At 61.2% G+C, this 23,344-nt stretch carries 16 protein-coding genes and 13 pseudogenes; 15 read left to right on the forward strand and 14 right to left on the reverse strand.

Annotated elements, in window-relative coordinates; translation table 11 throughout:
* Window positions 1-7 precede the first annotated feature (7 nt).
* The 4 genes from J4G43_RS53660 to J4G43_RS53675 form a co-directional block, all read right to left on the reverse strand.
* Window positions 8-394: a type II toxin-antitoxin system VapC family toxin gene (locus J4G43_RS53660; RefSeq protein ID WP_028153008.1), complete on the reverse strand. Its 387-nt coding sequence runs from the start codon at window positions 392-394 to the stop codon at window positions 8-10.
* Window positions 394-648, reverse strand: a complete 255-nt coding sequence (locus tag J4G43_RS53665) for a type II toxin-antitoxin system VapB family antitoxin (RefSeq protein WP_028153009.1) — start codon at window positions 646-648, stop codon at window positions 394-396. Before J4G43_RS53665 ends, J4G43_RS53660 begins: the two co-directional genes overlap by 1 nt.
* A gap of 110 nt (window positions 649-758) precedes the next feature.
* Window positions 759-1,166: a type II toxin-antitoxin system VapC family toxin gene (locus J4G43_RS53670; RefSeq protein ID WP_028153010.1), complete on the reverse strand. Its 408-nt coding sequence runs from the start codon at window positions 1,164-1,166 to the stop codon at window positions 759-761.
* On the reverse strand, window positions 1,166-1,420 hold the full coding sequence (locus J4G43_RS53675) for a type II toxin-antitoxin system Phd/YefM family antitoxin (protein ID WP_028153011.1): 255 nt from the start codon (window positions 1,418-1,420) through the stop codon (window positions 1,166-1,168). The genes J4G43_RS53670 and J4G43_RS53675 overlap by 1 nt, the downstream gene beginning before the upstream one ends.
* 307 nt (window positions 1,421-1,727) lie before the next feature.
* On the opposite strand from J4G43_RS53675, the pseudogene J4G43_RS56415 reads away from it, so the two are divergent.
* From J4G43_RS56415 to J4G43_RS53705, 7 genes and pseudogenes are all read left to right on the forward strand, one after another.
* Window positions 1,728-2,013, forward strand: a pseudogene (locus J4G43_RS56415) (DUF1403 family protein); the annotation flags it as partial.
* 125 nt (window positions 2,014-2,138) lie between these two features.
* The gene (locus tag J4G43_RS56420) at window positions 2,139-2,666 is read left to right on the forward strand and encodes a DUF1403 family protein (protein WP_408581465.1); all 528 of its coding nucleotides are present in this window, start codon (window positions 2,139-2,141) and stop codon (window positions 2,664-2,666) included.
* 1 nt (window position 2,667) lies between these two features.
* A pseudogene (gene scpB / locus J4G43_RS53685) lies at window positions 2,668-3,144 on the forward strand (SMC-Scp complex subunit ScpB); the annotation flags it as partial.
* Window positions 3,145-3,269: 125 nt separating this feature from the next.
* Window positions 3,270-4,612 (forward strand): annotated as a pseudogene (locus tag J4G43_RS53690) (IS1380-like element ISBdi2 family transposase).
* 169 nt (window positions 4,613-4,781) lie between these two features.
* Window positions 4,782-5,020 (forward strand): annotated as a pseudogene (locus J4G43_RS53695) (hypothetical protein); the annotation flags it as partial.
* 278 nt (window positions 5,021-5,298) lie between these two features.
* Window positions 5,299-5,646, forward strand: coding sequence for a type II toxin-antitoxin system RelE/ParE family toxin (locus J4G43_RS53700; protein WP_028181697.1), 348 nt, complete (start codon window positions 5,299-5,301; stop codon window positions 5,644-5,646).
* Entirely contained in the window at window positions 5,643-5,963 is a 321-nt protein-coding gene (locus J4G43_RS53705) for a helix-turn-helix domain-containing protein (RefSeq protein WP_028181696.1), read from the forward strand. Before J4G43_RS53700 ends, J4G43_RS53705 begins: the two co-directional genes overlap by 4 nt.
* A 231-nt stretch (window positions 5,964-6,194) precedes the next feature.
* On the opposite strand, the pseudogene J4G43_RS53710 reads toward J4G43_RS53705, so the two are convergent.
* Window positions 6,195-6,936: pseudogene (locus J4G43_RS53710) on the reverse strand (IS6 family transposase).
* Between the two features lie 48 nt (window positions 6,937-6,984).
* Here J4G43_RS53710 and J4G43_RS53715 point away from each other — a divergent pair.
* From J4G43_RS53715 to J4G43_RS53725, 3 genes and pseudogenes are all read left to right on the forward strand, one after another.
* A pseudogene (locus J4G43_RS53715) lies at window positions 6,985-7,189 on the forward strand (IS3 family transposase); the annotation flags it as partial.
* A 231-nt stretch (window positions 7,190-7,420) separates the two neighbouring features.
* On the forward strand, window positions 7,421-8,059 hold the full coding sequence (locus J4G43_RS53720; protein WP_035680285.1) for a hypothetical protein: 639 nt from the start codon (window positions 7,421-7,423) through the stop codon (window positions 8,057-8,059).
* A 1,157-nt stretch (window positions 8,060-9,216) separates the two neighbouring features.
* Window positions 9,217-9,443, forward strand: a pseudogene (locus tag J4G43_RS53725) (short-chain fatty acyl-CoA regulator family protein); the annotation flags it as partial.
* Here J4G43_RS53725 and J4G43_RS53730 read toward each other — a convergent pair.
* A complete protein-coding gene (locus tag J4G43_RS53730) occupies window positions 9,378-9,782 on the reverse strand; it encodes a hypothetical protein (RefSeq protein ID WP_208089680.1) in 405 nt (134 codons plus the stop codon). The pseudogene J4G43_RS53725 and the gene J4G43_RS53730 sit on opposite strands and share 66 nt — an antisense overlap.
* Before the next feature lie 199 nt (window positions 9,783-9,981).
* Between J4G43_RS53730 and J4G43_RS53735 the strand changes: the two are divergent.
* Window positions 9,982-11,072 (forward strand): annotated as a pseudogene (locus J4G43_RS53735) (IS630 family transposase).
* 60 nt (window positions 11,073-11,132) lie between these two features.
* On the opposite strand, the pseudogene J4G43_RS53740 reads toward J4G43_RS53735, so the two are convergent.
* The 5 genes and pseudogenes from J4G43_RS53740 to J4G43_RS53760 form a co-directional block, all read right to left on the reverse strand.
* Window positions 11,133-11,895 (reverse strand): annotated as a pseudogene (locus J4G43_RS53740) (IS6 family transposase).
* A 50-nt stretch (window positions 11,896-11,945) separates the two neighbouring features.
* A pseudogene (locus J4G43_RS53745) lies at window positions 11,946-12,659 on the reverse strand (ATP-binding protein); the annotation flags it as partial.
* Between the two features lie 3 nt (window positions 12,660-12,662).
* Window positions 12,663-13,031 (reverse strand): hypothetical protein, encoded by a 369-nt coding sequence (locus J4G43_RS53750; protein ID WP_028181692.1) that lies wholly within the window; start codon window positions 13,029-13,031, stop codon window positions 12,663-12,665.
* A 105-nt stretch (window positions 13,032-13,136) separates the two neighbouring features.
* Entirely contained in the window at window positions 13,137-14,201 is a 1,065-nt protein-coding gene (locus J4G43_RS53755; RefSeq protein WP_026192128.1) for an IS630-like element ISRj1 family transposase, read from the reverse strand.
* Window positions 14,202-14,243: 42 nt separating this feature from the next.
* Entirely contained in the window at window positions 14,244-15,800 is a 1,557-nt protein-coding gene (locus J4G43_RS53760; RefSeq protein WP_208089784.1) for an ISL3 family transposase, read from the reverse strand.
* Between the two features lie 175 nt (window positions 15,801-15,975).
* Here J4G43_RS53760 and J4G43_RS53765 point away from each other — a divergent pair, with 175 nt between their 5' ends.
* Entirely contained in the window at window positions 15,976-17,013 is a 1,038-nt protein-coding gene (locus tag J4G43_RS53765) for an IS110 family RNA-guided transposase (protein ID WP_038381005.1), read from the forward strand.
* Window positions 17,014-17,375: 362 nt separating this feature from the next.
* A pseudogene (locus tag J4G43_RS53770) lies at window positions 17,376-17,602 on the forward strand (ISNCY-like element ISBva1 family transposase); the annotation flags it as partial.
* A 151-nt stretch (window positions 17,603-17,753) separates the two neighbouring features.
* Here the strand turns inward: J4G43_RS53770 and J4G43_RS53775 are convergent.
* Together J4G43_RS53775 and J4G43_RS53780 are read right to left on the reverse strand one after the other, a co-directional pair.
* Window positions 17,754-18,911 (reverse strand): medium chain dehydrogenase/reductase family protein, encoded by a 1,158-nt coding sequence (locus J4G43_RS53775; protein WP_166354309.1) that lies wholly within the window; start codon window positions 18,909-18,911, stop codon window positions 17,754-17,756.
* A gap of 182 nt (window positions 18,912-19,093) precedes the next feature.
* Window positions 19,094-19,463: pseudogene (locus tag J4G43_RS53780) on the reverse strand (DDE-type integrase/transposase/recombinase); the annotation flags it as partial.
* A gap of 426 nt (window positions 19,464-19,889) precedes the next feature.
* Here J4G43_RS53780 and J4G43_RS53785 point away from each other — a divergent pair.
* A protein-coding gene (locus J4G43_RS53785) for an IS3-like element ISRj2 family transposase (protein WP_085967151.1) occupies window positions 19,890-21,019 on the forward strand; the annotation gives its coding sequence in 2 pieces (ribosomal slippage) (window positions 19,890-20,142 and window positions 20,142-21,019; 1,131 coding nt in all).
* 347 nt (window positions 21,020-21,366) lie between these two features.
* Here J4G43_RS53785 and J4G43_RS53790 read toward each other — a convergent pair.
* Window positions 21,367-21,846, reverse strand: a complete 480-nt coding sequence (locus J4G43_RS53790; RefSeq protein ID WP_166354451.1) for a transposase family protein — start codon at window positions 21,844-21,846, stop codon at window positions 21,367-21,369.
* A gap of 87 nt (window positions 21,847-21,933) precedes the next feature.
* Here J4G43_RS53790 and J4G43_RS53795 point away from each other — a divergent pair.
* Window positions 21,934-23,284: pseudogene (locus J4G43_RS53795) on the forward strand (IS3 family transposase).
* Window positions 23,285-23,344: the final 60 nt, after the last annotated feature.

Here is a 23,344-nt window from a genome sequence, read left to right on the forward strand (position 1 = left end):
TTCATGGTCAGGCCGCCTTGATGTCGGTCTGCGAGAAATCGCTGCCCTTGAACAGCAGAGGTTCTCCGGTGAGGGCGGCGAGAGCGTAAGAAAAGCAATCGCCAAAGTTCAGCTTGGCGGGATGCCGGCCTTTCCCATATCGCCGCCACGCCCGCCGTGCCTGATCCGCATGCCCGGCCGTGACCGGAACAATCTCGACACCAACCTTGTGTAGCCAAAGATCAAGCTCGCCGCCGCCCCCATCGCCCAACCTTGATTCGATCCCTATTCCGGTTTCCAACACCGTCGCCGCCGAAATCAACCGGACAGGATCGGCCGCAATGCGATGCTCGAATTCGCTGGCTTCCGGTTCATTCAAAAAAATCGCCAAAATGGCGGATGAGTCGATCACCATCAGACCGGCAAGCCGTTTTCGTCGTACCCGAGGATGTCATCCATGCTGCGTGGATCGAGGACCGGGAGGGCAGCGAGGCGGCGCCGAATGGCTTCCATATCCTCAATCAGCGCGGCCTTGGTCGCGTCGGCCCCGATCCGTCGCAACCTATCCTCGATCGCCCGTCGGGTCGCGACGGTGATGGTTTCCCCTGTCCGCTCGGCTAGCGTGCGCGCGAGTTTTTCGGTTTCGGGATCCTTGATGCTCAGCGCCATCTTGGCGTTCCTTGGTTCCTATTTGTCAATATTCTACCTATATAGGACGGCGATGCGATTGCCCAGCACCTTTGGACAGGCTTCGCCACATCCGGTTGCTGGACTGCGGCTCATGTCGACGCCTCCCAGGGATTGATCACCGTTGCGCCCGTATCGTCGAAATCCCCCACATTGCGAGTGACGAGGATGAGGTCGTGGACGATCGCGGTTGCGGCGATCAGCCCGTCGATATCGCCACACGGCCGGATCGCGGCGATGCGACCCCACTCGACGGAGATCTGGTCGGTCACCGCCAGGATGCGGTTGGCGTGGTCGTGGCGCAACTTGCGCAACCATTCGGCAAGGTGGCCGGCCACCTTCGGGTCCGACTTCTGCTTCAGCGCGATGCCGCGCATGATCTCGCCGAGGGTGAGGGTGCTCAGGTAGACGCTGGCCGGATCCACCGAGCGCAGCCAGCCGGTTGCCTGCGGAGAGCCGCGCCGAGCCTCGGAAACGACGTTGGTATCAATGAGATACATCAGAAGGCCGCGTCGCGGCTGGGGGTCTTGATGCGCCGCATCGCTTCTTCGGCCAGTTCGTCATCCCAGCTTGGCCCGGCCAGCAAGTCGTCGACCAAGGTCGGCCGCCCGGAGCGCAGCGCATCGTAATCGGCGGCCGACAGCACCACCGCGGCGCGCATCCCGCGCAGGGTGACGACCTGCGGGCCTTCCAGGCGGGCCTTCTGCACCACCTTGGAAAACTGGTTCTTGGCGTCCTGCAGCGGCCATTCCATTTTGTGCGTTCCTAGCTAGACAGGCTAGCTGTGTTCTAAATGGCGTCCTCGTCGCGGTCAAGGTTGGGCCGCCTGGCGGCCTGACGCTTCGACCGCGGAAAGATCGACCCGAGGAGCGGCTCTCAGGCGGCGCGGGGACCCTCCGGAGCATGATTTTCCGGGCTCTGGGCGGTGAAACGAGCATGCTCTCTATAAAGGCAAAAACGACCGATAATGCAACATTATCATTCGTTGTTATCCCCCGACAGGCGCGGCGGTTTGAGCTGATTATCGTGGCATAAAGCGCCGCGCTGGCTTACCCTGTCGTATGCCCGCGCGTTGCCGAATCGTCCCCGAACCTCCGCCGACCTTCGCCCCGGCACCTAGCTGGCTGCGTCGTCGCGCCCCGCCCGACATCGTCACGGAGGCAGTGTTTTATGCCGGCGCGGCGCTCGCAGCGCTGCATCCGATCGCCCGCGACGCGCACCGGCTCGGCCGTCTTTGGCGCCAACGTCTCGCGCTCGCCTGCGCCGCTACGCGCGCGCCAGGGCGGGCGGACGGACGACGAAGCAGCGCTGCGCGACCACTGGTACTTGCGCCGCGAGGCCGATGATCCGGGTCCCAGCGGCCGTATTCTCCGCGCCTGGCGCAAGCTCAGCGAACGGGCCTCCTCCAGCGACGATGGATCTTTGCCCTTGCGACCACGCTCGACCATCCGCTCGGCTCGCTGCCGAGCGAGATCGTCGAACTTGCAAGCCGGCATACGCGGCGCGAGCACGCCATGCCGGTGCTCGCTGCTGCGGAGATCATCGCCGCGAGCAGGCGCCTGCTCCCGAACGAGGAGGCGCTGCCGCTGTGGCTGGCCGATGCGGTCCTCGCCCACCAGCTGCGCTGGCCGGCACCGGTGCCGCTGCTCGCGGCCCATCTGTCGCGCGGTGCGCTGCGCAAAGCGCCGCAGCACCTCGACGGCGAGACCGTCTTCATGAACGCACTCTGTGCGGCCTACACGGCGGCGGCGGTGGCCGCGATCGACCTCTACAGTGATCTTGCACGGCGGGCGACACGCCTGCTGGCGGTGGCGCCGAAGCTGCGTGGCAAGGATGCCGATATCATGGTGGGCATCCTCCTGGTGGAAGACGCCCAGTCCGCCGGCCCCGGCAAGATGGCGAGCGATCGCAGCACACGGCGGCTGTTCGAGCGGCTGGTGTCGCTCGGTGCGGTGCGCGAGCTCACGGGACGGCCGACCTTTCGATTGTACGGGCTCTGAGATGGGACGGCGCGCGCGACCGAAAGAGAGCCTCGACACCGAGCTCACCGACCTGCCGCCGGCGCTGCGCTGGCGCGAATGGATGGGCCGGGTCGAGGCGGTGATCTTCGCCTCGCCCGCGCCGGTGACGCGCGAGGTGTTGGCGCGCGTCGTCGGTCGTGACTGCAGCATCGACCGTCTGATCGACGACATCCGTGACGAGCTGCGCGGCCGGCCCTACGAGCTCGTCGCGGTCGCCGGCGGCTGGCAGCACCGCACCCGAAGAAACTTCGCCGAGGCAATCCGGGCTGCGATCGGCGCCGGCAACGATGGCAAGGCTTTGTCGCAGACCGAAGCGCTGATCCTCGCCTGCATCGCCTATTACCAGCCGATCAATCGCAGCGAATTGTCATCCTTCTTCGGCAAGGAGGTCAGCCGCGATACCATCGCCCGTCTGCGCGCACTCGAGTTCATCGCTGCCGGGCCGCGCAGCCCGCAGCTAGCCCGTCTTATTCGTAAGAGGCGCCCGAGAGGCTGGCGAGCGTGGTGTAAAGCGCTGATACGGCGTAGGATTCGGTTGTGAAGCCAACCCCATCACCTCCAACCGCGAACGCCACGCCCGCCATGACCGACGATACGATTCCGCCCTTCTCGTTTCCAGCCATTCACGCCAAGAAAGTCACAGCTGCCTTCGATGGTGGACGCCTAACCTCGAATGGGGGCGTGATGCTTCTGGCGATGGCCGAGCGGCGTCTCGGTTTGGCCGACAATCTGGCCCGGGTGTTCCCGGATCGGCGCGATCCGACGCGGGTCGTGCACAGCCTGGTCGATATGTTCCGCGCGCGCATGTTCGCGATCTGCTGCGGCTACGAGGACGCCGACGACCTCGATCATCTGCGGTCCGATCCCGCATTCAAGCTGGCCTGCGGTCGCCTACCGGACACGGGCCGGGATTTGTGTTCCCAACCGACGCTGTCACGCCTGGAGAATGCGCCGCGCCTGCGCGACGTGATCCGGCTGACCTACATTTTGGTCGACGCATGGATGGATAGCTACCCGCGCGAGCCGGCATCCGTCACGCTCGACATCGATGATACCTGCGATGTCGTCCACGGCCATCAGCAGCTCTCGCTGTTCAACGCTCATTATGATGAACGCTGCTTTCTGCCGATCCACGTCTACGACACGGAGAAGAGCCGGCCCGTGGCCGTCGTGCTGCGGCCCGGCAAGACGCCGGGCGGCGTCGAGGTGCGTGCCCATCTGCGCCGCCTGGTACGGCATATCCGCACGCGATGGCACAACACGCAAATTACGTTCCGTGGCGACGGGCACTATGCCCGGCCGGAGGCCATGGCGTGGTGCGAGACCAACGGCATCGACTACATCTTCGGTCTGTCCGGCACCAAGCCTCTCGCCAGAAAAGTCGACGAGGTCGCCGACGACATCCGCACCCGACGCGCCATCGAGAACCTGCCGGTTCTGAGTGGCTATACCGAGACCCGCCACAAGGCAAAGTCCTGGGACGCGAACGGCGCACCGTCGCCCGTATTGAGGCGACCATGCTCGGCCTCGACATCCGTTTCGTCGTCACCAGCCTCGATGTCGGCTCGGCCGAGTGGATCTACGACAGCCTGTATTGCGCGCGCGGCCAAGCCGAGAATCTGATCAAGCTGCATAAGACGCAGCTCGCCTCCGATCGCACCAGCTGCCGTTCGGCGCTCGCCAACCAGGTCCGTCTCGTGCTCCATACGGCCGCTTATTGGCTGATGCTGACCGTGCGCGACGCCATTCCCAAAGCCCGGGAATTGGCCGCTGCCGAGTTCGCGACGCTGCGTCTTCGGCTCTTGAAAATCGCCGCCCGTGTCGTCGAGACCACGAGCCGCATTCGCCTTGCGTTTGCCGCGGCATGTCCCGAAGCCGACCTGATCTGCGGCTTGCCCGGCGCGCTGCTGCCGCTCGGTCCTTGACCGGCGGGGCGTCCGCCCCCGTTCGCCCAACCCATCCCTCAAGCGCGTTGCAAAGTACCGGTCGTCAGGCGGCGAAAAGCCGAAGGCAATCCTGTGCGCCTCGTCAGACAAGATGTGCGGCCGCATCAATCGGGCCAAAAAGCCGCACTCTCACGAATAGGACGGGCTAGGGGCCCCCTACACCTACGTGACGACAAAAGCGTTCCTGTCGCACTTCGGCTGCAGACGCTGCGCGATCTTCCGGACATGGAGATGCTCGAGGAGGCCGGCCTGCTCAGCAAGGACAAAATGCTGGCGGGAGAGTTTCCTGTGCTGGCGTCGGACGAGGCCGACCAACTCGAGGCGGACCGACGAAGACAGCGACGTGGCTTGATCGCCCCGAGACGAACTCTTGAACAATTGCAGTGACCGCGTAACGAGCGGTCACCACCGGGCGTGCCGATCTCCGGCAGTTCGCCATGAAGGCGCGTGCGACGGTCCACCTCGCCAGATCTCGGCGAACTTTGCCCAAAGCGGATCATCGGAAAGAAAAGGCGAACTTCAGGACGGCAATATCTTTGGAATGACTGCGTCAATGACGAGCGGAGAATTGTACTCGGCGGAAAACCTTTGGCAGGGACACGCTCAGCAGTAAAAGGGATCAGGATTCCTTGACTTGCGTTGTCAAATATGACAACATTCCCCATATGCCGGAACTGGTACGCACGATCTCGTGGCTAAAAGCCGCGAGGAAAGACTTTGAGGAATTCCCGCGCGAGGTCCAGCTCGACATGCTGACAGCCTTGACGGTTGCTGCGCGTGGCGGAAAGGCCGACATCGCCAAGCCATTCAAGGGCGTGGGCTCGGGCGTGTTCGAGATTGCCTTAAAGCACCGTGGCGACGCTTTCAGGGCGATCTACGCGGTCCAGATCGGCGATGACTTATGGGTGGTAGATGCGTTCCAGAAGAAATCCAAGAGCGGGATCAAGACACCGCAAATGGACGTGGACCGGATCAAGGAACGCATCAAACGACTGAAGGAGGCTTTGCGATGAAAAAGAACGGCGTTGAATTGGTGCGCGGCAGCGGCAATGTCTTCCGTGACTTTGGCTATCCCGACGCGGATATTCATCAAGCCAAGGCCATTCTTGCGGCGAAGATCATTGGCGTCCTGGACAAGCAGGAGATCAGCGTGCGGAAGGCGCATGATCTCACCGGTTTTGCGGCGGCCGATTTCTCGCGTGTACGCAAGGCTAATCTCGATCGCTTCACGCTCGATCGCCTCATCGCCATGCTTGTGAAGCTCAACCGGGATGTCGAAGTCAGGATCGAAGTGAAACCGAGGCGCCAGAGGCTTCTCGTGCCGGCGTGACCTTATGGCTGGCATCGGATGATGAGCCGAACATCTTCTTGTTTAAGCCAGGCGCGTCCTCGACCAAGGAATAATCAGGTCAGCAAGGACAAAGTGCTGGCCCGGGGAGTTTCCGGATCCCTTGCCGGGACATGACGATGACCAGGATAATGACTAAGGAGCTGGGGATCGGACAGCTCACTTCCGAACAGACTGTGACGGGGGAAACCCTCCGCCTTCGGCATCGTCAACTTAATCAACCTCTGAGCCGAAGGGATTCGGCGAAGCGCTTGTCGTGGAGATCTCTCGCCAAGTCGCAAAGGCTCGCTCGCGCGAAGCACGACGGAAAGTCGGCGGTGACGGCTCCGGGATAGGGGATGTGGAAAAGGTTCGCGACCTGATCGTGAACTGACAGAAACCGTTGAGCCTGATGGGACGATTTGAAACGCTTCATGATCCGCTCGCGGCGCCGCGTCGGTTGATGAGAATTCTCGGCCCGATTGTTGAGAGCTTTGTGCTGGCGATGTTCGACGTGAAAGCCCATCGTCGCCCTCGCAGCGCCGTACGAACGGAGCTTATCCGTGATCATCACGCGCGGCGGCGTGCCGGCGGATTTCAAGAGCTTCTTCATGAGCCGCTGCGCAGCGCGCGAGTCTCTTCGGCGCTGGATCAAGACGTCGAGAACTGAGCCATTCTGGTCGACCGCGCGGCAGAGCCAATGTTGTTCGCCCGTGATCGAGATAACGACCTCGCCCAGATGCCATTTGCCACCGCGAGCGGGAGCGCGCTGGCGAATCCGATCGGAGAACGCCTTGCCGAATCTCCGTCCCCACTGGCGCACGGTTTCATAGGTCACGCCAATGCCACGCGCCGCCAGCATTTCCTCGACCATGCGCAAGCTTAAGGGAAACCCGAAATACAACCAAACGGCATAGCTGATCACTTCCGGTGGGAAGCGATGGCGACGATAAAGAGGGTCCCGGGCGGTGGGCATGCCCGTCGTCTACCCCTCGGCCGCTCCAATTCGTTAACTTGACGGTGCCTCTCCGAGCTCTGCCGGCGCGAGGGCATTGCCGCCTCGATGTATTACGGCTGGTCCAAGGAGTTCCTCGAGGCCAGCAAGCGCCTCCTGGCGGGCGATACGGCGCGAGCTGCGACCTCCGGCGAGGTGAAGGATCTCCGCCGGGAGGCCGCCGCCCTGGGCCGTAGCCGATCTGACCCTGGAAAACCGTCTGCTCAAAAAACGTATGGCCCCGCCCCGTCTGCAAGGGGTCTGATTCGGTTAAAGGAGATCGTGGTCGACTGGGCTGCCCTGGTCACCAATATCAAGCCGAAATGCGAACATCCGACTTTTCGCGTGCGCCTGGCGCTCGGCTTTGCCACCTCATTAAGCTGCAATGCGACATCATAATGCATTCACGCATCTGTCACGGACTCGGCTTATGGCTTCGACATCGTCAAATGACCGAGGATTGATCATGAGCCCTTTGTCAGACATGCTGCGAAGCCTGCGGTGGGATGACTACCGTTACTATCACCGGAGCAGAGTTAATCAGACGCTGCATTTGATCAGCGCTTTCATCTTCCTCGGTTGCTATGCGCTCTTGTTCAAGGACCCGGCAATGGCCGGCCTCGTTGGCTGGCTTGCGATGCTGACGCGGCAGACCGGACATTTCTTCTTCGAGCCGAACGGCTACGATAACGTGAACAAAGTCAGCAACGAGTACAAGGAGGCGGTCAAGGTAGGCTACAACCAGACGCGCAAGATTGTGCTCTTGATAATCTGGGGCCTGGCGCCGTTCGCACTCTACGTCTTCCCGGCGTTTGGCATGTTCGATCCGCCTGTCGGGCGGCTTGACTTCATCCGGCAAGTCGGCACGGTATGGCTCGTTATAGGCATTGGCGGCGGCCTCTTTCGGATGATCCAGCTCTTCGTCACCCGTGACGGCCAGACCGGGCTGGTATGGGTCTTCAAAGTCCTGACGGATCCCCTCCACAACGTCGCGCTGTACTACAAATCGCCGCTCGCGCTGTTGCGCGGCGAGCTGATCGACACATCGATCGCGGACGCCGGCTGGGGCGGTGACGAGGCCGAAAAGGCTCCGCATCTCACCTGAGCGACGCACGTTGAGCGTGTGCTCACCAGATGCCCGCTTGACAAGCGTATCCTTCGGCTGGAATGGTCCGCGCCTGATCTTCACTAAGGACCCCAAGGCGGTGAGCTTTGCGTGGTCGCATCCGCAACGATGATGGGCGCCATGTCCGACGCCGCTGAATAATGAATAGCTGGATCAGAAGGTTTTCGAGAAGGCCGCGCCGGCAAAGTGCGGCCTTCTTGCGTTGCTGGCATTTTCTCGCGGAAGCCAACGAGTTGGGGGATGTCCCGCTCGATGTTGAAGCTGGCAGAGCCGGAGTTCCCGATAATACCACGGAGGGCGGTCTCCGTGCGAGCTATAAAGAGAAGCTGATCGACTCCGCTTATCAATTACAGCGTCATGCGGGCGTGGGCCTGATTCGGCATGCAAGAGAACGATCGGGCGAAGGCACGGTCTGCGATAGCGGCAGGCCGACCACGTTTAGCGAACGAACAGGCTGGGCGGTGCGAATGCCGCTCAGCTACGGGACCGCGGCCTCGTCAGCTTCTCGAAAGCAGGTGAGACCCGCAATGGACTGCAGGGCAGGGTAGCGCGTGCACAAGGCCGAAAAGCCTCGAAAAGACCAATGATGTCGATTAGGGTATTTGGTGTGATTGATCGCCACTTTCGGAAAACTCCTTCCGCTCCGCCCAGTATGTTCGCGGTTCGCGATCGGCGAATAACCGGAACCCGACGCCGGCCAAGCGTCAGCCGTTAGATCACGGCGAAGCCCTCGCTACCCACAAACGGAAGGGCCGCAGATTGCTCTGCGGCCCACCGGATCAAAATACGCTTGTCGGTACTGAAATGGGCAGACCGGCTCTGCCCGCCAGCATTAGCACCGAAGAGGCCCTTCTTCTCCCCGGGCGATTACGGATGGTCACGGGAGGCTCCGTGTCCGGAAAGACATTCGCTGGAGAGAAATTCCTTTCCGATGCTAACGGAGCGGCAAACCGCGAGCGGCGGCGGGATAGCTCTTCCGGTAGTGCGAAGCGCTCGCACCCAAGGCGGCCGAAGCACAAGAACCAGCAACCCGAACGGCTGGCGGAGTGAGGAGGTCTGGCTTTTCCGGGGCGAAGGCCTCGCTATCCATGCGGCAGAAAATGCTCTTTTGCGGACCGCGGGGCTCGGCTGAACCTCCGCGAAAGACCTTTGCTATCGCACTCGGGTGCGACCTCCACCACGCCGGTCGATTGGTCTATTCGGACGGCATGGACCTCAGTAACCCCGCGGCGGCGACTCCGATCGGACGCGGCTGCCGGATCTGCGAACGACCTGCCTGCCGCAGCGGGCATTCCCCTCAGCCGGACGTGCCCTGCAAGTCGACGAAAACCGCAGCGCCTTTGCGCCCTACGCTGTGAGTTGACCGCAGCAATGTGCCGCGGAGACTGTGAACGTCTCCGGAAGCCTTTGTTACAATGACGTCGAGCGATTCCAACCCGAAGCCGCTATCTCGCAGTTTTGCATTCTTCAAACGGCGTCTCATTGACGTTCGGGCCCACGGCAGAGCTGACCCTCGGATCGCGGCGAAGAGCGATCGAGGCGCGGCGGCGTGTGGCCGGTTTGCTTCGGCGCCGCCGGTCAAGACGTCGACCCAGGGCGAAGCGATCTGCACACCATCGCGCCGCACGCCATCGACGAGCTTTCCGATCTTCTTGCCGCGGTCGATGCTGCGCTGGATGCCTTTCGACAGGAACGGCTGCATCCGCGTGTCGTTGAAGAAATCCTTGGGGTTACGTCGCACGAGCGCCGCCGCTGGACCAAGGACGGACGCCTTCCTCAATCCGGGTCCGGATCGTTCCGCCGTGGCCGGCAATCGATCCACTTCGCGCTCCATCCGGCCACAAAAATCGCGGCGCTAGTACCCACTTTTCTTAGATCGTGAGTCGTGATTCAAGGTCGGGATGATACCCGAAGCAAGAGAAGTCCACCTTTCGAGGAAAGATCGCAAGGTGCTTGAGGCGTGTTATCGCTCTCCGGTGACGTTGCAGCGCGATTTGAAGCGGGCGCGGATAGTTCTGTTGGCGGCGGATGGGCGCAGTACCCGGTCGATCGCCAAGGAAGTCGGGGTCCAGCCGCGGATTGTCAGCCTTTGGCGGCATCGCTATGCCGACCATGGCCTTGAAGGGCTGCAAGACAAGCCGCGGCCGGGCAAGCAGCCGATCTATACGAAGACGACCGACAAGCGGATTCTGAAGCTGTTGGATAAGCCGCCGCCGCACGGGTTTGCGCGCTGGACCGGTCCTCTGCTGGCCGAGGCGCTGGACGATGTTGACGTCCAATATGTCTGGCGGTTCCTGCGCAGCCACAAGATTGACCTCGCAGCTCGCAAGTCCTGGTGCGAAGGCAACGACCCGAACTTTACGGCCAAAGCCTTTACGGCCAAAGCCGCCGATGTCGTTGGCCTTTACGTCGCCCCGCCGGCGAAGGCTATGTGCTATGCGTGGACGAGAAGCCTTCGATCCAGGCTTTGGAGCGAGCGCAAGGTTATCTGAAGTTGCCCAGTGGCCGCGCCTTGACCGGCCAGAGCCACGATTACAAGCGGCATGGCACCACAACATTGTTTGCGGCGCTCGAAGTCGCCACCGGAAAGATCATCGCAACGCATTCAAAACGCCGTCGCCGCGTCGAGTTTCTCGATTTCATGGACAGCCTCACCGCGGCCTTTCCGAACCGCCAGCTTCACGTCATCCTCGACAACCTCAACACCCACAAGAAGAACGAGGACTGGCTTAAGGCCCACCCCAACGTGCAATTTCATTTCACGCCGACAAGTGCGTCCTGGCTCAATCAGGTCGAGGTATGGTTTTCGATCCTGCAGGGGCAGTCGCTTAGCGGCATCTCCTTTACAGCCTCAAGCAGCTTCAGGAACACATCGACGCCTACGTCAACGCGTACAACGACAAAGCCGAGCCCTTCGTCTGGACCAAGAAAAAGGTCCGTCAACGCCGCTTCAAAGGCCGCCGTATCACTCAGCTCTGATTCCGGGTACTAGCTAGGCAGCCCGAGACAATCGACGCGTGGCGCAACGAAGACGAGAACCGGCATCGTCAACTTAATCGACCGCCGAGCCGAAGGAGGGGATTCTCAGAGGTCGAGAGTCGGCGATAGCGCTTGTCATGGAGATCTGGCGCCAAGTCGCAAAGGCTCGCTCGCGCGAAGCACGACGGAAGTCGGCGGTGACAGCTCCGGGATAGGGGATGTGGAAAAGGTTCGCGACCTGATCGTGAACTGCCAGAAACCGTTGAGCCTGACGGGACGATTTGAAACGCTTCATGATCCGCTCGCGTCGCGGCGTCGGCTGATGAGAATTATCGGCCCGATTGTTGAGAGCTTTGTGCTGGCCATGTTCGACGTGAAAGCCCATCTTCGCCCTTGCAGCGCCGTACGAACGGAGTTTGTCCGTGATCATCACGCGCGGCGGCGTGCCGGCGGATTTCAAGAGCTTCTTCATGAGCCGCTGCGCAGCGCGCGAGTCTCTTCGGCGCTGGATCAAGACGTCGAGAACGAAGCCATTCTGGTCGACAGCGCGCCAGAGCCAATGTTGTTCGCCCGCGATCGAGATAACGACCTCGTCCAGATGCCATTTGTCACCGCGAGCGGGAGCGCGCTGGCGGATCCGATCGGAGAAACGGTTTGCCGAATTTCCGTCCCCACTGGCGCACGGTTTCATAGGTCACGCCAATGCCACGCGCCGCCAGCATTTCCTCGACCATGCGCAAGCTTAAGGGAAACCGGAAATACAACCAAACGGCATAGCTGATCACTTCCGGAGGGAAGCTATGGCGGCGATAAAGAGGGGCCTTGGCAGTCCGCATGCCGCTCGTCTACCCCCTCCGCCGCTCCAATTCGTTAACTTGACGGTACCCTCGTCGATGCGTCCACGAGTGCGGGTGCGTTCGGTGACGGCCTCATCATAGTGCTTCTTGGACCGATCCAGGCTTTCAACGAGCCGGGCGTGATCCGAGGCCAGAGTGTCGAATTTCTCCCGCTCTGCCTTTAACTCCGCAAGCCGCGTCTTGAGATCCACGAGTGCGCCGCTGCGCGCCCGAAATTTGTAGAAGCCATCTGCCTCGGCCTTGAGATCGATGAGCTTTTGGCTGAGATGAGAAAGGCCTGCACTCGCAGAAAACAGCAATTGTCCGATATCGCCCTTACTTGCCAGAATGCTTTCGCCGCCCTTCTCGAGTGTCTCGTCGTCGAGCGAGAACATGGTGCGATAGGCGTCACGCTCGATGCCGCCGAGTTCGCCGCGAATTGCGCTTTCCGGGATAGGGCGATCATCGGCGTCGAGCAGGCTGTTCTGCGGCCGCTTGATGCGCGCGAACTCCCGCTTTTCACCGCCGAACTCCAGCGCTCCGCCAATCCGCATGGTGGAATAGGGGTGGAGGAAATCGAACGGACTCTGCGTCGCGATTCCGAACAACAAGTCGAGAAACGCGGTAAAGGCGGTCGATTTGCCGGCTTCGTTCGGTCCGTAGATGACATGCAGGTCCGGCTGATCGATGGGCCGTTCGCCGAAATCGATGCTGTGGTCGGTGAATTTCCCGTACCGGGTGAGGTCGAGGCGGCGCAGGCGCATGACTCAGCCGCCCTCGCCGGTAGGCTCAAGGCGCGCCATCACGCTTTCCGCTCCGTCACGCACCAGGCGCGTGAGCGCCTCCCTGAACGACGCCTCGTCGGCGCCGAAGGCGTCGCGGCTTTCCGGCGGGAGCTGCGCTCTTATCTCCTGAGCCATGCCGACGAGTTCGTTCTGGAAGGCGTCGGAGGTGAGTATGTCCTCCTCGATCACGCGGCGGAGCTCGAAGAGCGGATCCTCGGATGGCTCCTCCCAACGCTCGGCCGGACGGCAGACGATCTCCAGCTTCTCAACCCAGCAGGTCCCAATGACCGAGGCTCTGTCGTCCGCTTCCGCCTTCAGCAGATCCGTGTCCCGGCGAATCCGCCAAGCCAACGGAGTTACTCCCTCTATCCTAACCCGCGCGACGAGATGATCTGAATTAACCTTGCTGCGCTTCCTTTCCAAGGCACGCGATATGGCAGACACTAGTACCCGGAATCAGAGCTGAGTGATACGGCGGCCTTTGAAACGGCGTTGACGGACCTTTTTCTTGGTCCAGACGAAGGGCTCGGCTCTGTCGTTGTATGCGTTGACGTAGGCATCGATGTGTTCCTGAAGCTGCTTGAGGCTCGTGAAGGAGGTGCCGCTGAGCGACTGCCCCTGCAAGATGGAAAACCATACTTCGACCTGATTGAGCCATGACGCACTTGTCGGCGTGAAATGAAATTGCACGTTGGGGTGGGCCTTGAGCCAGTCCTCGTTCTTTTTATGGGTGTTGAGGTTGTCGAGGATGACGTGAAGCTTGCGGTTCGGAAAAGCCGCGGTGACGCTGTTCATGAAATCGAGAAACTCGACGCGGCGCCGGCGTTTTGAATGGGTCGCGATGATCTTTCCGGTGGCGACTTCGAGCGCCGCAAACAATGTTGTGGTGCCATGCCGCTTGTAATCGTGGCTTTGGCCGGTTAAGGCGCGGCCATTGGGCAACTTCAGATAACCCTGCGCTCGCTCCAAAGCCTGGATCGAGGGCTTCTCGTCCACGCACAGCACAATGGCCTTCGCCGGCGGCGCGACATAGAGGCCGACAACATCGGCGGCTTTGGCCGTAAAGTTCGGGTCGTTGCTCTCGCACCAGGACTTGCGAGCCACCAGGTCAATCTTGTGGCTGCGCAGGAACCGCCAGACATATTGGACATCGACATCGCCCAGCGCCTCGGCCAGCAGGGGGCCGGTCCAGCGCGCAAACCCTTGCGGTGGCGGCTTATCCAGCAGCTTCAGAATCCGCTTGTCGGTCGTCTTCGTATAGATCGGCTGCTTGCCAGGCCGCGGCTTGTCTTGCAGCCCTTCAAGGCCATGGTCGGCATAGCGATGCCGCCAAAGGCTGACAATCCGCGGCTGGACCCCAACTTCCTTGGCGATCGACCGGGTGCTGCGCCCATCCGCCGCCAACAGAACTATCCGCGCCCGCTTCAAATCGCGCTGCAACGTCACCGGTGAGCGACAGCACGCCTCAAGCACCTTGCGATCTTTCCTCGAAAGGTGGACTTCTCTTGCTTCGGGTATCATCCCGACCTTGAATCACGACTCACGTTCCAAGAAAAGTGGGTACTAGATGGCGCCTTTCAAGCGGGCTTGCAGGAGGTCGATCTTCGCCCGTCCATACATCTGGCGTTTTACGAGCTTTAGTTTAGTGATCTGCCCTTCTGTCTGGCCATTGGACCAAGGCTCGGTGATGGCGGCACGGACGGCGGCTTTGTCCTTGATGATGCCACTCGCAAAAGAGGCGATCAGGCTCAAGCTGGCGGTGGCGATCCACGGATCGAGATCAGCGAAGAGCTTCTTGCGTACCATGGCCTGAAAGCTTTCGACGAGCATGCGGGCTTCGACGAGTGTGGGAACGCGCGCCTCGATGGCGGCGATGGTGATCGTATCTGCTTTGCTGAGATTGTCGCGCGCCGTGGTCATCAATCGTGAGATTGTTCTCGCGGATGGAACTTTTTGCAGTTGTTGATTGGTCGCCTTCTCGGCCCGTCGTCGCCGTGTCGTCCACTCACTGACTACACGCAAGGAGCCTCGGAAGCCTTGCCCTTGCAAACGACGCCAGAGCTCTGCGCCGTTACGGCAGCCCTCGCTCCATTGCGCATCCAGAAAGGGCAAGTGGGCATCGAGCGTGCTTTGCCGGGTCCGGAAGACATCTGTACTCTCGCCGCGACTGACTTGGCGAACGAGTTTACGGCTGTGTCCTGTTCGACGGACAATCTCCTTGAGTGGCACAGCGTCTCTGACGAGCTCCATGATGGCGGCATTCGTCTGCTTGCGCCGGAGATATCCTTCATACTGCAGCCTTTCCGCGCAAGTGAGCAGTTTTGGATTGATCGTCGTCGCACCGATTGCGGCGCGGATCACCCGCATGGAACGGCGCACCGCGTTGAGGAAGGCCGCGCTTGCGTTCTCCATCAGGTGCCAACGGTCGGCGACCTGGACGGCGTCGGGCAGCGCCTTTGCCGCGGCCTCACCGTAGCCGCCGCCACGGTCGCGCGATACGACCCTGATCTCCGGATGGTCGGAAAGCCAAGCCCGCACCGTTGCAATCTCGCGATCTGGAAGCAGGGTTACGATCCGCCGCCTCTCCAGATCGCACACGATTGTTCCGTAGCGATGGTTCTTGCGAAAAGCCCAGTCGTCAATGCCGGCGACGATCAGAGGCTCCGTTCGCGGGCGGGTTCGTCGCCTGACAACCCGAAGCAACGTATCGTTGCTGACCGGCAGCATCAGCCGTTTAGCGAAGCTCGCCGCTGGTCTGCCGCCGAGTGCCAGCCCCAGATGGTGGACGATACATTCCAGCCGTGCCGTCCGGCGCGACCGGGTCGGGAGAATATCGTCCCCGAACCGTTCAGCGAAAATCCGTCGCCGACACTGAGGCACCTCGCAAACGAAGCGCCGCGTGATCACGCGGAGCCGTATTTCCTTCCCGGAACACGGCAAATCCGCGACTCGTCTGTCATATCGGCTATGGATTCGGCGCGATCTCGCCCCGCACAGTGGGCACCCGGCTGCATCGCCCTCGGATCGGACGGCTAAAATAATCGAGTCAGATGACTCACTTACGCTCTCGATAACCAACCCACTCGGCACAAGCGACGAGATTCGAATACCGACTCGCATGGCTGATTCCCCCGTTGGAGAACCGCAAACTCGGCAGACAAAATCATCAGATGTGAGTCAGATGGGGTATTCGGCCTGTTGCTGAGCCCCGCGTTAGCAGGGTGCTGCGCTTCAGGTTGATGATAAACGTGGTCTGTTTTCGAACAGCCACAAGCATCAGACGGAGAAGCGCAGCATGAAACATTACGCTGGACTGGACGTGTCGGTCAAAGAGACGTCCCTGTGCATTGTCGACGAAACGGGCCGCATTTGCCGGGAAGCGAAGTTGGTGAGTCACCCGGACGATCTTCTTGCTGCACTCAACGATCCGATTTGGCGGTTTGATCGGATTGGGCTCGAGGCTGGACCGCTGTCGCAATGGCTGTTCAGCGGGCTGGCGGAGGCTGGCCTGCCGGTAATCTGCATCGAGACGCGACATGCCAAGGCGTTCCTCAAGGCGCAGGTGAACAAGAGCGACCGCAATGATGCGCGTGGCATTGCGCAGATGATGCGCGTCGGCTTGTTCCGGCCTGTCCACGTCAAGACCCTGATCAGCCAAAAGCGACGGGTCCTGCTTGCCGGTCGCAAGCTGCTTCAGGAGAAGGCCATTGCCATCGAGAATGACATTCGTGGGCTGTTACGCAACTTCGGCTTGAAGGTCGGAATTGTGGGGGTGATCGGCTTTGAACAACGTATCCACGAACTCGTCGGCGGTCAGCCGGAGCTGGCCGAACTCATGGAACCGCTTCTCGTCGCCCGACGCGTTTTACGCGAACAGTTCACACAACTGCATCGCAAAGTGCTTCTACTTGCCCGGGAAAGCGAGGTCTGTCGTCGGTTGATGACGATCCCTGGTGTCGGCCCCGTCACGTCGCTGGCCTTTATCAGCACGATCGACGTTCCCGCCCGCTTCAAGAGTTCGAAAGCCGTCGGGCCGTCCCTTGGATTGACGCCAGTTCTCAACCAGTCCGGCGAAAGCCACCGCATCGGCCGGATTTCGCTGTGCGGTGATGAAGCCATGCGAGCGCTACTCTATGAGGCCGCACAGGTCATGCTGACGCGGGTGCAGAAATGGTCCTGGCTCAAGGCGTGGGCCATGCAGATCGCCAAACGACGCGGGCAGCAGAAGGCGATCGTCGCTTTGGCGCGGCGGCTCGCCGTCATCATGCACCGCATGTGGAGCGACGGAACGGAATTCCGCTGGACACGGGAGGCCACGCCCGCGGCACAATAGTGCGACGCGCGGTCCACGCACCCGTTGTTTAGCGGGAGGAGGTCCCTCGCGGGACGATGGACGAGATGAGTTCGCTTTGGGCTCTTGTACGGTCGCGTCCTTGCGATCAGCACGCGAGTCAGATTGTTCCGTCTCGTTCTACTGATCCCATGCTGGGAGAGCCATACGGCTGATCCCGAAGAGAAGCACGGCCCCGCGAGCGGTACCGAACCCAAGGAGGCACCCAATCAAGCCCTTGACTAAATCCGGCCGAATAGAGAAGACCCCAAAGGGGACCCCTTTGATCGGCGCGTCTTGATGGTAGCGCTCGCGGCGTCGGAGCTGGCCGGGGTTGCGGAGACGGCGCGAGCGCGGGTTGTTTGATCGTCGTCGCGGCCGGAACCAAACGGCGCGACCGAACGCGAAGCGTAAAACTGCGCCTGCTCGATATCTCGCGAACCGCGCGTGCCAAAGGACCGCTCAATCACGAGAGGCTCAAGCAAAGCTACCGCGGCTGTTGAACTCGACGAGCCGTGTGGTGGGCCAAGCCGAGCGCTTCTCCCATGAGATATCCACCGGCGTGAAGCGGGCCAGCGGCATCTTGAAACGGTGGCTACGATGAACCAGAAATCCTCCCCGTCTCACAGGTCCTGACGGCGGACAGCACAGGCTATTACGTGGCCAATGTCGGCCTACGCGATCACCACAAGCCGATTGATATCATCTTTTCGGCGCTGGTGTTTGGCATTTGCCGCGTTTGCCTACAACATCGGGCGGATCACGTTCGCTCTGGACATTCCCTGGGCCTCTACAGCGGTTTTTCTATGTGCAGTTCTGCTGGGCGGCCTATGGAGCCTAATCGGCCGTCCCTGAGCTTCTGTTGCGGCATTCACGGATCGGGGTGCGAGATCCGGACACAGCACGAGCTTGCCCTCGAGACCCCCCGCCTCGAGGCGGCGGTGAGCCTCGGTGACCTCGTTGAAGGAGATCCGCTCGGCGACGCGCGGCCGGATGGCGCGAGTTGCCAAAAGCCCGAACAGCCGCTCCAAGTCATCCTTGAACCAGGTCGGATGTCGCGCCCGCATCGCATTGACCGAGTAAAAGCGAGCGCGCTTGCCGCTGGGCAACAGCCTCCACAGGTACAGGCGCGCAATCTCCATCAGGATGGGGAACATGCCGCGCTGTGCCTGCACACTCGCAGAGAAGCCGATGGCGCAGAGCAGGCCGCCTGGCTTGAGCGCTCCGTATGAGCGGCGATAGCCGTCTTCGCCAATTCCATCGACGACGACGTCGAATCCGCCCGACACGACGCGCGTGAAGTCCTCATGTTCGCAGTCGATCGGCGTTGCCCCCAGCTCTCGGACGAGCACCATGTGCTCGCCGCGCACGGTACCCCACAGCTCGAGACCGGCCAGCCTTCCAAGGATGAGCAGCGCCTGGCCGACAGCGCCAGCGGCGCCGTGCACCAGCACGCGCTGACCTGGCTGCACCCGGGCCGCGCGGTGCAGAAGCTGGTACGCGGTCGTCCAGCTCAAGATCAGGGTGGCCGCCTCCGCTGCGTCTACGTCTATCGGCACGCGGGCCACGTCGTTCGCCCGAAGCGTACGATAATCGGCGTTTGACCCGACCACAGTCATGTCGGCCACGCGGTCGCCAATCTGAAAATCGTGCACGTCCTCACCGAGCTGATCGATTATCCCGACGACGTCGTAACCCATTACGAACGGCGGGCGGAGGCGCATCGTTTGCGGGTATAGGTGGCGCCTGATCAACACCTCGGTGTAATTGAGGCTTGACGCGATTACACGGACCCGCACTTCTCTCCGACCAGCTGTCGGCAGGGGAGCGTCGATCACCTCCAGCCTCTCCGGATCACCGAAGCTGCTGACTTGAACAACTCGATTGCGCAGCTCTATCATGAGTGATCTCCCTGCAATCTCGTAATTCTGCGCAAGGACGGCACCAGTCCGCAGCTATCTTGCGGTCGCATCGCTACGTGATAGAGAATATTGCTGGCCTGAGGTTCTGCCTTGATCTGGCTCAAATCAGCCGACCCGACGTTGTCGGACCAGGTGGACGTTCGCGAACAGGCATCGTCAACTTAATCGACCGCCGAGCCGCAGGCGCTTGTCGTGGAGATCTCGCGCCAAGTCGCAAAGGCTCGCGCGCGGAGCACGACGGAAGTCGGCAGCGACGGCTCCGGGATAGGGGATGTGGAAAAGGTTCGCGACCTTATCGTGAACTGACAGAAACCGTTGAGCCTGACGGGACGATTTGAAACGCTTTATGATCCGCTCGCGTCGCCGCGTCGGCTGATGAGAATTCTCGGCCCGATTGTTGAGAGCTTTGTGCTGGCGATGTTCGACGTGAAAGTCCATCTTCGCCCTCGCAACGCCGTACGAACGCAGCTTATCCGTGATCATCACGCGCGGCGGCGTGCCGGCGGATTTCAACAGCTTCTTCATGAGCCGCACAAGCTCAGATGAGCCAGAGCAAGGAACGGAAACTCCTCTATCTGGCCTCGCGCGGCGTTGCCCGCTTGAATTTCGAGCAAGGTGGTCAAATCGCGGGGCATCTCACCATCAGCGCCGTCGCAACATGCCCGTTACTGCAGCGAGCTTAAGGCCGAACAAATACATTGCCGCTCTCGGGACTATATCGCTGATGACGTGATCAGCGGAATGTATCTGTCGATCGACAAGCGACGGAAGAGCCGTTTCCCGTTCACGGATCAACAGCTTCAGACAGTCTTCAATTCCCTCTGTTTGGCACTTGCCTGGGCGATGATGCCTAGGGCAAGCCGGGGAACAGAGCTGGCCCCGCAAATTCGGACAGTAGCTTGAGTGGATTTTCTGCCTGACAGCGGCGAGGATTCTTGCTGCGAATCAGGAGCGAAGATGACGAAGAAGAGCCGCCGGACGCATTCTCCGGCATTCAAGGCGAAGGTTGCTTTGGCTGCGGTCAAAGGCGACAAGACACTGGCGGAGCTGGCGCAACTGTTTGATGTTCATCCGAACCAGATCACGATCTGGAAAAACCAGCTCCTGGAAGGCGCCGCCGGCGTGTTTGGGCATGACAAGACATCGGCCGAGACGCCGGTCGATTTGAAGGCGTTACATGCCAAGATCGGCGAGCTGGCGTTGGAAAACGATTTTTTGTCCGGCGCGCTCACCAAGGCGGGCCTGCTGAGCGCAAAGCGATGATCGACCGCGATCATGATCTTTCTATCGTGCGCCAGGCGAAGGTCCTGAAGCTGGCTCGCAGCACGGTCTACTATGAACCTCGGCCAGTTTCGGCCGAGGACCTTGCCTTGATGCGTCGGCTCGATGAGCTGCATCTCGATTATCCCTTCGCGGGAGCGCGTATGCTGCGATCGTTGCTGCGGCGGGAGGGCGTATACGCCGGTCGCCGCCACATCGCGACGCTGATGAAGCGCATGCGGATCGAGGCGGTCTATCGTCGCCCGAACACGAGCAAGCCGGCTCCGGGTCACAAGATCTACCCGTACCTGTTGCGCGGATTGAAGATCGAGCGGCCCGACCATGCGTGGGCAATGGACATCACCTACATTCCGATGCGGCGTGGCTTCGTCTATCTCGCGGCGGTCGTCGATGTGTTCAGCCGACGGGTCCTGGCCCATCGCGTCTCGATCACAATGGAGGCGGCCTTCTGCGTCGAAGCGGTCCAGGAGGCGTTGGCGAAGCACGGCAGGCCCGAGATTTTCAACACGGATCAGGGCAGCCAGTTCACCAGCCTCGAGTTCACCGATGTGCTGCTGGACGCGAAGATCGCCATCAGCATGGACGGCAAGGGCGCCTGGCGCGACAACGTGTTTGTCGAGCGGCTCTGGCGCACGGTCAAATACGAAGAAGTATATCTCCGCGCCTACGACAGCGTGTCCGAGGCGCGAGCGTCAATTGCCAAGTATCTGGCCTTCTACAATCAGGGACGCCCTCACTCGAGCCTTGACGGGCGCACGCCCGACGAGGCTTACTTCGGCACGCAAGCTATGGTGATGGCCGCATGACCGTCGCCGACGGTTTTGTCGTCGCTCTGGTCGGGCTACGCCCTCCCGACGCAACGACAAAACCGTAAAGCCCCGCGTTCAGCATAACCCGGCAGGAATCCACTTAAATCCAGCGGGGCGCTGTCCAAACAACCGGGGCCAGCTCTCTCGGCACCGTGCCGCGCCACTCTCTAGTGGCTTCTACTGAAGCCTAGGCTTGAGACGACGAGAAGCCGATAACCCGGAGATTGACATGAAGAGCGCAACTGCAGACACTCCTAAGGAGCCATCGCGGCCAGATACAACGGACGACCTGCCCTTACCGGTGCTGCCACCTCCCACTATTCAGGGAGAGAAGGCCCCCTTCCCTAACGACAGCGGTAACTACGGCTACCTTTAAGATCATTCTTAACTCCGTTATCGCCTCTCCCGCGAGAGGTGCCCAGTGCACGTTCGTATGGTGTGGCAGGCGGATGATAGCGTTTGATGATCTTGGCACCCTCGCGGCGCTTCTCTTTGAGCTTGAATGACGGCTGGAAGAAGTTCACCAGCAGGCGCGCCGCGGCGTAGAGACGCGCCATCACGCGGGCCGTCTCGACCCCGTCGAAGCGCCCGTATCCGACGAGCCGCCGGACCACCGCGCCGTTCTTCTGCTCCACGAACGCCTGATCGTTCGTTTTGTAGGCACGTGACCGCGTTACCTCGATCTTCTGTGCTCGACACCATGGAACGACGTCGTCGTTCATGAACGCGCTGTCGTTATCGAAGTCGGCGCCACAGATCACCCACGGGAACAGGCCCTGTGTTCGCGTCATCGCTTCCACGACGAGGCTGCCATCGCGTGTCACCAGTGTTCGCCGTCAGCGCCTGTGAGACAAACAGGGGGATTTTGCGGAGGGAGGAGTTCTGGTTCATCGGAGCCATCAGGAGCGAAGATGAACCAGAAATCCAGACCGGGCAAAGCGCCGGCAGACCAAGTGCTAAAGGACATTCGGCGCCAGACCCGCCGGCAGTATTCCGCGGAAGAGAAGATCCGCATAGTGCTGGAGGGATTGCGCGGCGAGGAGAACATCTCCGAGCTTTGCCGCCGAGAAGGCATTGCCGCCTCGATGTATTACGGCTGGTCCAAGGAGTTTCTCGAGGCCGGCAAGCGCCGCCTGGCCGCGACACGGCGCGAGCTGCGACCTCCGGCGAGGTGAAGGACCCCCGCCGGGAGGCCGCCGCCTTGAAGGAGGCCGTCGCCGATCTGACCCTGGAGAACCGTCTGCTCAAAAAAAGTATGAACGGAGATGGGGAGGACGAGGCATGAGGTATCCCGCCTCCGAGAAGGCCGAGATCATCCATTTGGTCGAGCAATCGCACCTTCCGGCCAAGCGCACACTGGACAAGCTCGGGATCCCGCGCGCCACATTCTATCGCTGGTATGATCGCTACCGCGCGGGCGGCGTTGAGGCGCTGGCCGATCATCGGTCTCGACCAGACCGGGTCTGGAACCGCATCCCGGACGATGTGCGGGGCCAGATCATCGACCTGGCGCTGGAGTTACCTGAGCTGTCGCCACGCGAGCTGGCCGTGCGGTTCACCGACGAACGAAAGTACTTTGTATCCGAGGCGTCGGTCTATCGGCTGCTGAAGGCGCATGACCTCATCACCAGCCCGGCCTATGTGGTGATCAAGGCCGCGAACGAGTTCAAGGACAAGACGACGGCCGTCAACCAGCTCTGGCAGACCGACTTCACCTACCTCAAGATCACCGGATGGGGGTGGTACTATCTCTCGACCGTGCTTGACGACTTCTCACGCTACATCGTGGCCTGGAGGCTTGGTCCCACCATGTGCGCTTCCGATGTCACAGCCACCCTCGACCAGGCACTCGCCGCCTCCGGCCTTGACCACATCGCCGTCGCGCACCGGCCAAAGCTTCTCAGCGACAACGGTTCGAGTTACGTCGCGGACGATCTGGCCAAGTGGCTCGACCAGAAGGGCATGCAGCATGTGCGCGGCGCTCCGTACCATCCCCAGACTCAGGGAAAGATCGAGCGCTGGCATCAGACGCTGAAGAACCGCATTCTGCTCGACAACTACTACCTGCCCGGTGATCTCGAACGTCAGGTACGGGCCTTCGTCGAACACTACAATCACGTCCGTTATCATGAGAGCATCGACAACCTCACACCAGCCGATGTCTACTTCGGCAGGGCCGAGGCGATCCTCGCAGAACGAAACCGCATCAAGCGCGACACCATCGCAAACCGCCGCTTGCAGCATCAACTGCAGGTCGCTTAAACTCTAACCCTGATGAGCCAGATGGGGTATTCGGCCTGTTGCTGAGCCCCGCGTTAGCAG

Origin of the sequence: Bradyrhizobium barranii subsp. barranii (assembly GCF_017565645.3) — a bacterium.
In the GTDB taxonomy this organism is placed as follows: domain Bacteria; phylum Pseudomonadota; class Alphaproteobacteria; order Rhizobiales; family Xanthobacteraceae; genus Bradyrhizobium; species Bradyrhizobium barranii.